Source organism: Pinirhizobacter sp., from assembly GCF_035317885.1.
Lineage (GTDB): Bacteria > Pseudomonadota > Gammaproteobacteria > Xanthomonadales > Rhodanobacteraceae > Pinirhizobacter.
In genome coordinates this window covers 1-5663 of sequence record NZ_DATHFX010000389.1, presented here as the reverse complement: position 1 = coordinate 5663, position 5663 = coordinate 1, and the positions used below count along the sequence as shown (strand labels likewise).

Here is a 5663-nt window from a genome sequence, read left to right as displayed (position 1 = left end):
GAGGTGTTGACGATGGCCAGGCTGCCGTCGGTGCGTTGCACGAGCCAGGTCCAGCCGGAACCGAAGTTGCCGACGGCCGACTTGGTGAATTCTTCCTTGAAGGCATCGAATGAGCCGAAGGCCTTGTCGATGGCGTCGCCGAGCTTGCCCGACGGCTTGCCGCCGCCCTTGGGGCTCATCGAGTGCCAGTAGAAGGTGTGGTTCCAGATCTGGGCGGAGTTGTTGAAGATGCCACCTGACGACTTCTTGATGATGTCTTCCAGGGCGGCGTTCTCGAACTCGGTTCCCTTGATCAGGTTGTTCAAGTTGGTCACATAGGCCTGGTGATGCTTGCCGTAGTGGTATTCGAGCGTCTCGGCCGAGATGTGCGGTTCGAGGGCGTTCTTTTCGTAGGGAAGCGGGGGAAGCTCGATCGCCATGATTTGCTCCTTAGCGGTGGCTGGGAAGAAACGTGGGGGACAGGCCAGTGGGGCCGGGCCGAACTGCTACAATAGCCAAATCCGTGCTAGTGAATGATGAATCTTTTCTATGGACGCCGTCGCGCGAATCAAGGCCATCGTGGCCGGCCATCCCATCGTGATCTTCATGAAGGGCACGCCACGGTTCCCTATGTGCGGGTTCTCCAGTCGCGCCGTGCAGGCGCTGGAAGCCGCCGACGCTACCTATCATGCCGTCAATGTGCTGGACGATCCCGAGATCCGTGCCAGTCTTCCGAAATTTTCCAACTGGCCCACGTTCCCGCAGGTGTTCCTGCAAGGTGAACTGATCGGCGGTTGCGACATCGTCGAAGACTTGCATGCAGCGGGTGAATTGAAGCGCATGGCCGCCGACGTCGCGGTCAACGGTCCGTGAGCGCGCTGCCCCTGGTTACGCTTCCGGCAACGCTGCCGGAGGGCGACCTTACCGGACGCGTGGTGATGGTCACCGGTGCCACCGGCGGCCTGGGCAGTGCCGTGGCGCGCGCGTGCATGCGCGCCGGTGCCACGGTGATCCTCGCCGGCCGACGCGTGCGGTTCCTCGAGAAGCTCTACGACGAATTGAAAGGCATCGGCCAGGGCGAACCCTTGATCGTGCCGGTCGACCTCGAATCGGCCACCCCTACCGAGTTCGAGGCGATCGCCGATGGTATCGGCAATGAGTTTGGCCGTCTGGACGGCCTGGTCCATGCCGCCGCGCATTTCGGTGGACTCACCCCGCTGTCCCAGCACAAGCCAGACGACTTCCTGCGCGCGCAGCAGGTGAACGTGGCCGCGCCCTTCGCACTGACCCAGGCTTGTCTGCCGTGGCTGGTGAAGTCCGCCGACAGTGCCGTGGTGTTCGTACTGGACGATGCCGAACTCACCTCGCGCGCCCATTGGGGCGGCTACGGAGTATCGAAGGCTGGGCTTGAACGATTGGCGACGATCCTGCACCAGGAACACGACAAGGGCGCGATGCGCGTGCATGCGGTGTTGCCCGCGCCGATGCGCACGGCCCTGCGCCGCGAGGCGTATTTCGGCGAAGACACCCTCAAGCACCCTACGCCCGAGGGCACGGCCTCGGCCATCGTCGCACTGCTTTCCGCCGCCGGCGGATTTGCCCGCGGCGCCACGCTCGACCTCCGTTCCACCCCGGCCTAAAAGGAACCGCACGCGTGGAGCACAGATGACCACGCTCTCGGCAGGCATCCTTCTGTTCCTGATCATGGATCCGCTGGGCAACATCCCGTTGTTCCTGGCCCTGCTGAAGGACGTTCCGCCCAAGCGCCGCCGTTACGTCATGGTGCGGGAACTGTTGATCGCCCTCGCGGTGCTGGTGGCCTTCCTGCTGGGCGGGCAGTACATCCTGAAGCTGCTGCAGTTGCGGCCTGAATCGGTGAGCATCGCCGGCGGCATCGTGCTGTTCCTGATCGGCATCCGCATGGTGTTCCCGCCGGTGGAAGGCGGCATTTTCGGTGCGGCGGGCGAGGGCGAGCCCTTCATCGTGCCGATGGCCATTCCCGGCATCGCCGGGCCTTCGGCGATGGCGGCGCTGCTGTTGTTGACCAACTCCCAGCCCGGCCGCACCGCCGAGTGGGGCCTGGCCCTGTTCGCCGCCTGGCTGGGCGTGGCGCTGATTTTGCTCAGTTCCACTTTCCTGTTCCGCTGGCTAGGCGAAAGCGTGCTGACGGCGCTCGAACGCCTGATGGGTATGCTTCTGATCGCCCTTTCGGTGCAGATGTTCCTCAGCGGGCTTACCGCTTACCTGCATATCGCTGCCTAGGCAGGTAGGTTGAAACGCATTCATGCGTTTCCTTTCACCGGCCTGTCATACTTGGCTACCAGCATGAGCGCCACACGAGGGAACCCATCATGCTCAAAGTCGAACAGGCCCTGACCGACCGCCTGCCGTGGCTCGAAAAGCATCCGCGGATCCTGCGTCCCCTGGCCGCGGTGCTCGAACGACTGGCCCACGAAGAGCGCTTCAACCACACGTTGCGCACCGTGGCCCCGGCTACCGGCTTCGACTTCGTCGAACGTACCCTCGACCACCTGCACGTCAGCTACCGCGTCGACGAGCGCGAGCGGGAAAACATCCCCGTCGAAGGCCCGCTGCTGGTGGTGGCCAACCATCCGCTTGGCATGACCGACGCCCTGGCGCTTATCAGCCTCATCGGCTCCGTCCGCCAGGACGTGCGCATCCTGGGTAACGATGCGCTCTCCGCGGTACCGGAACTGGGCCACCTGCTGCTGCCGGTGGACGTGTTCGGCAAGGGCGCCCGTTCGAGCATGCGCAACGTGTTCCGCGCGCTCGAGGAAGGCCAGGCCCTGATCATCTTCCCGGCGGGCGAAGTGTCCCGCCTGCGCGGTGGCCGCGTACGCGACGGCAAGTGGAACGACGGCTTTGCCCGTATGGCGCTGCGCGAAACCATCCGCGGCCAGAAGATCACCCCGCCGCCGGTGTTGCCCATTCACGTTTCCGCGCGCCTCAGCGCTGCGTTCTACGGGCTGTCGATGCTGGCCAAGCCGCTTTCCACCGCGATGCTGCCGCGCGAGGCTACCTCGCCGCGCGGCCAGCGCATCGCCTTCACCATCGGTGCTTCGGTGGGCGTGGAAGAACTCAAGGAGCGCAGCGGCGGTTCGCCGGAGCAAGCTGCGAAGCTGATGCGCCGCCATGTCTACCGCCTGGGCAACCGGCGCGGTTTGATCTTCGGCGGCCAGGCGCCCCTGGCGCACCCCGAACCCACCGAGCGCATCGTTGCGGACCTTGCCAAGGCCGAACTGATGGGCGAGCTCAGTGACGGCAAGCAGGCCCTCCTGCTTCAGGGCTCGCCCGACAGCGCCGCCTTGCGCGAGATCGGCCGCTTGCGCGAACTCACCTTCCGCCGAGTAGGCGAGGGCACCGGCCTGCGTCGCGACCTCGATATCTACGACGCCCATTACGAACACCTGGTGCTGTGGGATCCCAAAGCCCTGCGCGTCGTCGGGGCTTACCGCTTCGGCAATGGTTCGAAGATCATCGCCGGCCGCGGTATCTCGGGCCTGTATACCTCGAGCCTGTTCGACTATTCGCCGGCCCTGGAATCGCGCCTGGCGCAGGGCCTTGAACTGGGCCGCAGCTTCATTGCACCGGCCTACTGGCGCTCCCGTGCCCTCGACCAGCTGTGGCAGGGCATCGGCCTGTACCTTCAGCGCCACCGGGATCTGCGCTACATGTTCGGACCAGTGAGCATGTCGGTGAGCATGCCGCGCGAGGCCCGTGAGTGGATCGCCGCGGCGCACGAGCACTATTTCGGCGCCCCGGGCCTGGCTTCGGCACGCCAGCCATTCGTGATTTCTCCCGAAGTGAGCGACGGCGTCCGCGCGGAACTTGCGGGCCTGGACGCGGCCACGGGCCTCGTCCTATTGAAGAATCGCCTGGATGCGTTGGGCCAGACCTTGCCGGTGCTCTATCGCCAGTATGTCGACCTTGTCGACCCTAGCGGGGTGCAATTTCTCGGTTTCGGCGAAGATCCCGGGTTTTCCGGCTGCGTCGACGGCCTGGTGATGCTCGATCTGAATTCGCTCAAGCCGGCCAAGAAGGCCCGTTACCTCGGCAAGGAATAACGCTGGTTGAAAAATACCTGCGAATTTCGTCGTGAAGACGTGAATTTGTTACGAACCTGTCATAGAATCCCGTTAAAGTCACTTTAACAACTAGGCCCGCCGCCACAATACGGCGGGCCAATTGATTGTTTTAAATTGGGGAATCAATAACTTGCGGCTTCCACCCGTTGTCACACGGGAGGACCCGTGCGTGTTTTTTTCGTTTTTCCTTGCGAGCCACAGGGTCGATCGTTAATGAATAGCCGAATCCGCGCCAAACTCCTGCCTCTTGCCATTGGTACCCTCCTTGCCACGACCTCGGTCATGGCCCAGGAGACCTCCTCCACCATGAGTGGCCGCATCGTCGACGCTTCCGGCAATCCGGTCGCCGGCGCCAACGTGCAGATCGTGCACGAGCCCTCGGGCACCACCAAGGTCACCACTACCGACGCCGCCGGCCGTTACTCGGTGCAGGGCATGCGCGTGGGTGGTCCGTACGACGTGACGGCCACCAAGGAGGGCGGTAGCGCCCAGTCCCGCCAGGACAATGTGTTCCTGGGCCTGGGCACCGATACCCCGGTGAACCTCACTCTGGGCGCCACGGCGCAGCAGGAAGCCACGCAGCTGGCCGCCGTGAGCGTCTCCGCCGTCAGCGGTACCTTCAACTCGGACAACACGGGCCTGGGGACCAACGTGGGCGCCCGCGCGCTGAAGATGCAGCCCGCCCCCAGCCGCAACATCGCAGACATCGCCCGCCTTGATCCGCGCGTCAACGTCGACCACGGTACCGGTGCGATCTCGGCCAACGGCCAGAACGCCCGCCTTAACAGCCTTAAAGTGGACGGCATTGGCGTAGGCGATCCGTTCGGCCTGAATGGCAGCGGCCTGCCCACCGTCGGCTCGCCCGTATCGGTGGACACGATCGAGGGCTACAACATCTCGACCGCCAACTACGACGTGATCTCCGATTCCGTCGGCGCCGAAGTGAACGCGGTGACCAAGAGCGGCACGAACGACTTCCACGGCTCGGTGTACTACGCGTACAAGAGCGCGGACAAGATGGTCGGCGAAGCCGGCTGGCTGGATCAAAACCGCGACTACACCGAGTTCGACAAGAACTGGACGGCCGGCGCTACCTTCGGCGGCCCGATCATCAAGGACAAGCTGTTCTTCTTCGGCAGCTACGAGAAGGAAGAGATCACCGGTTTGTCGTCGGGCGCTGCCACTGGCCTTGATCCGGGCATCGCCAACTCCACCAGCAACAAGGTGTCCACCGGCGACCTCAATCGCATCATCGCTGCCGCCAACGGCCTGGGCCTGCAGCCGGGCACGATCAACGCCAACGGCGGCGACCTGATCGACAAGCGCTACCTGGGCAAGATCGATTGGAACATCACCGACGGCCACCGCGCCAGCTTCGCCTACCAGCAGACCAAGGAAACCAAGCCCAACCCGCAGGGTAACGGCGCCAGCACCATCGGCCTTTCCAGCTACTGGTACACCACCAACACCAACATCAAGAACTACACGCTGCAGTTGTTCGACGACTGGAACGATATCTTCTCGACCGAGACCAAGCTGGGCTACTCCGACTTCGACCTGTTCCGTTCGGTCGACGCG

The 5663-nt window shown here is 63.9% G+C and carries 6 protein-coding genes; 5 read left to right on the top strand and 1 reads right to left on the bottom strand.

What is annotated here, in order from left to right:
- Window positions 1–419, bottom strand: a 419-nt coding sequence (locus VK519_RS12830; RefSeq protein WP_324350336.1) for a superoxide dismutase, incomplete at its 3' end; no start/stop codon positions are given.
- Between the two features lie 109 nt (window positions 420–528).
- Here VK519_RS12830 and grxD point away from each other — a divergent pair.
- From grxD to VK519_RS12805, 5 genes are all read left to right on the top strand, one after another.
- Window positions 529–852, top strand: coding sequence for a Grx4 family monothiol glutaredoxin (gene grxD, locus VK519_RS12825; protein ID WP_324350335.1), 324 nt, complete (start codon window positions 529–531; stop codon window positions 850–852).
- On the top strand, window positions 849–1619 hold the full coding sequence (locus VK519_RS12820; protein ID WP_324350334.1) for an SDR family NAD(P)-dependent oxidoreductase: 771 nt from the start codon (window positions 849–851) through the stop codon (window positions 1617–1619). The genes grxD and VK519_RS12820 overlap by 4 nt, the downstream gene beginning before the upstream one ends.
- Before the next feature lie 25 nt (window positions 1620–1644).
- Window positions 1645–2241 (top strand): YhgN family NAAT transporter, encoded by a 597-nt coding sequence (locus tag VK519_RS12815; protein WP_324350333.1) that lies wholly within the window; start codon window positions 1645–1647, stop codon window positions 2239–2241.
- A gap of 89 nt (window positions 2242–2330) precedes the next feature.
- Window positions 2331–4064 carry a bifunctional ornithine lipid synthase OlsF gene (gene olsF / locus VK519_RS12810; protein ID WP_324350331.1) on the top strand — a complete coding sequence of 578 codons (1734 nt, stop codon included), beginning with the start codon at window positions 2331–2333 and terminating at the stop codon, window positions 4062–4064.
- Between the two features lie 234 nt (window positions 4065–4298).
- A partial coding sequence (locus tag VK519_RS12805) for a TonB-dependent receptor (protein ID WP_324350329.1) occupies window positions 4299–5663 on the top strand: 1365 nt, incomplete at its 3' end.

Coding starts and splice junctions, on each gene's coding strand:
- grxD (WP_324350335.1), top strand. CDS start 529: ATGGACGCCGTCGCGCGAATCAAGGCCATCGTGGCCGGCCATCCCATC.
- olsF (WP_324350331.1), top strand. CDS start 2,331: ATGCTCAAAGTCGAACAGGCCCTGACCGACCGCCTGCCGTGGCTCGAA.
- VK519_RS12815 (WP_324350333.1), top strand. CDS start 1,645: ATGACCACGCTCTCGGCAGGCATCCTTCTGTTCCTGATCATGGATCCG.